Origin of the sequence: Allobrachymonas chironomi DSM 19884 (assembly GCF_000374625.1) — a bacterium.
GTDB lineage: Bacteria > Pseudomonadota > Gammaproteobacteria > Burkholderiales > Burkholderiaceae_C > Brachymonas > Brachymonas chironomi.
The window spans coordinates 1-2,331 of sequence record NZ_KB894794.1 but is presented as its reverse complement, the minus strand read 5'-3'; the positions used below and the strand labels follow the sequence as shown (position 1 = coordinate 2,331).

At 61.3% G+C, this 2,331-nt stretch carries 5 protein-coding genes; 1 reads left to right on the top strand and 4 read right to left on the bottom strand.

Annotation, left to right across the window (positions count from 1 at the left end; translation table 11 throughout):
• The 4 genes from C513_RS14530 to C513_RS0112245 all read right to left on the bottom strand — a co-directional run.
• On the bottom strand, positions 1-273 hold a 273-nt coding region (locus C513_RS14530), incomplete at its 3' end, for a hypothetical protein (protein ID WP_211215750.1).
• Complete coding sequence (locus C513_RS0112255) at positions 270-806, bottom strand: hypothetical protein (RefSeq protein ID WP_003159187.1); 537 nt, start codon at positions 804-806, stop codon at positions 270-272. The genes C513_RS0112255 and C513_RS14530, both read right to left, overlap by 4 nt.
• An 11-nt stretch (positions 807-817) precedes the next feature.
• A complete protein-coding gene (locus C513_RS0112250; protein WP_003159186.1) occupies positions 818-1,213 on the bottom strand; it encodes a type II toxin-antitoxin system VapC family toxin in 396 nt (131 codons plus the stop codon).
• The gene (locus tag C513_RS0112245; protein WP_018716280.1) at positions 1,210-1,461 is read right to left on the bottom strand and encodes an AbrB/MazE/SpoVT family DNA-binding domain-containing protein; all 252 of its coding nucleotides are present in this window, start codon (positions 1,459-1,461) and stop codon (positions 1,210-1,212) included. Before C513_RS0112245 ends, C513_RS0112250 begins: the two co-directional genes overlap by 4 nt.
• A 179-nt stretch (positions 1,462-1,640) precedes the next feature.
• On the opposite strand from C513_RS0112245, the gene C513_RS0112240 reads away from it, so the two are divergent.
• On the top strand, positions 1,641-2,207 hold the full coding sequence (locus tag C513_RS0112240) for a recombinase family protein (RefSeq protein ID WP_003159185.1): 567 nt from the start codon (positions 1,641-1,643) through the stop codon (positions 2,205-2,207).
• Positions 2,208-2,331 lie beyond the last annotated feature (124 nt).

Here is a 2,331-nt window from a genome sequence, read left to right as displayed (position 1 = left end):
GCGCTCGGCGGCGGAGAGGATCGAACGGCGGGGCATGCGGTTTCCTTCTTCTTGAAAACGTAGGTTTGTGACAAGCCCGCCAAGGCAACCGGCGCTGTCGTTTTCAGAAGGCGACTGCACCAGTTCACTGGGCTGGCCGCCGTGTGTGCATAGAACTTCTGACCGGGAACGGTCAGAAGTTCTATGCACGAAGCGCCGCGAGAGATCGGAATTGCTCAGAACTCTTGTGCACGGCGCGACAAAGCCGGAACCGCCGAAAATTCCGGCGATCAACCGGCAAGCTGCTTGATGCGCTCGGCCAGGCGGCCGAAAGCCTCGTTCACGTATTCCAGCACCTTGGGTTCTGCGCCCTGCGTGCGCAGCGAGTCTTTGAAGGCTTCCAGGTCGGACAGCCATTGCCGATGCAGGCGGCCCAGCTCGTCGAGCTGAGGCCGGAAGTCTTGGAGACTGCCGCTCGCACGAAACGCCTGGTAGCCACGCTCAAGCGTGGCCGCCGTGGTCAGCAGTTGCGCGCCCATTTGCTTGTGCTGTTCGGAGAACTCGGCCATGCCGTCATAGGGCCGCGAAGCCTTGCGGCGCTCGGCTTCGGATGCCTCTTCCATGATGCGGGCGTAGCGGTAGAACCCTGGGAACTCGCGGGACAGCGCCATGAGCTGCTGATCGGATGTGCCGACCCAAATCCTGTGCAGGTCAGGCCCGTACCCCATCATGCGATTGATGATGGCATGGGCCTCGCTGACACCCTGGGCGGCAAGCTGCTGCATGTGTTGGTCGATCTTCGCGGCCAGTCGGCGGAATTCGTTCATGCTCATGTCCGTCACAAAAGGCGCGTTGATTGCCCTTGCGCCGTGAGAAGTGCCACCGCCTTCTTATCGAAGGAAACGAAGGTTTCCCCGCCAAGCCAGTTGCCTTCGTAGGCAATGACGCCATCGGCAAAGTCTCCGCCCGCGTCGAGCACCAGCAAGCCAGCCTCCACGGCAGGCCGGTTCACTTCCACATTCGCGGCGGCCAGTAGTGCCCGGATCGCGCTGGCCGCGTCGGCTTGCTGGAAGCCGTAGACACGCAGCAGCACCCAAACAAATTCGCATAGGCACGGCAGCGCGACCGCGATCAACTCGGCGTCGGTCAAGACTGCGGCGGCAACGTCCGCTTGTGCGGGATCGTCACGCACAACCGCACGCACAAGGACGTTGGTATCGACTGCGACCTTCATTGCTTACCTGCCCAGCCTTGCGCCGCCGCCTCGTTGATTTCTTCGATGGTGGCAACCTTCAGCGTCTTGCCCGCGAGCAGGCCGACAAAGCTGGCTATCGTCCCTGCGGGCCGTGCCGCCTTGAGCACGCCCCGACCGTCTGGCAACAAGTCCAGCTCGATCTTGTCGCCTGGCCTGATGCCGAGGTGTTGCAGTACGTCCTTCCGAAACGTCACTTGTCCCCGTGCGGTAACGGTCAATGTGGTCATGGTGGTTTGCCCTCGCAATCAAGGTTGATGCTTCACATAGTAATGCAAAAATGCCTTACCGTCAATGTCCGTCAAACGATCATTAGTCGGCCAAACCGGACGCCTGTCCGAAAACATCTTGCGCAACGGGATGACGGACAATAAGATAGGCGGACGGTATAACGGACAAATGGGCGGAAATGGCACTCATCGGCTATGCGCGGGTATCGACGGCGGAACAGGACACCGCCTTGCAGACGGATGCGCTACGCAAGGCAGGCTGCGAGCGCGTTTTCGAGGACACGGCTTCCGGGGCCAAGGCCGACCGCCCCGGCTTGGCTGATGCGCTGGCCTACCTGCGCGACGGCGACGTGCTGGCCGTCTGGCGGCTGGATCGGCTCGGGCGCTCTATGCCGCACCTAATCGAAACGATAGGCGCGCTGGAAGCGCGAGGCGTCGGCTTCCGTTCTCTGACGGAAGCCATCGACACCACCACGCCAGGCGGGCGGCTCATCTTCCACGTGTTCGGCGCGCTGGGCCAGTTCGAGCGCGACTTGATCCGCGAGCGCACCAAGGCCGGGTTGACTGCCGCCGCCGCTCGTGGGAGGAAGGGCGGGCGAAAGCCGGTTGTCACCGCCGACAAGTTGCAGCGAGCGCGGGAGCACATCGCCAACGGGCTTAATGTCCGAGAGGCCGCTACACGGCTCAAGGTGAGCAAGACGGCCCTGTACACCGCGCTGCAATCCACCAGTGCAGCCGACTCCTGATATTTCGTGCAGTCGCCTTCTGAAAACGACACGCGGCACGGGAATCAAGGCATTGCGATTCTCGAAAATAGTTCTTGAAATTCTATTCTTGATTGCATATCATCTCAACGAGTTTCGATAAGAA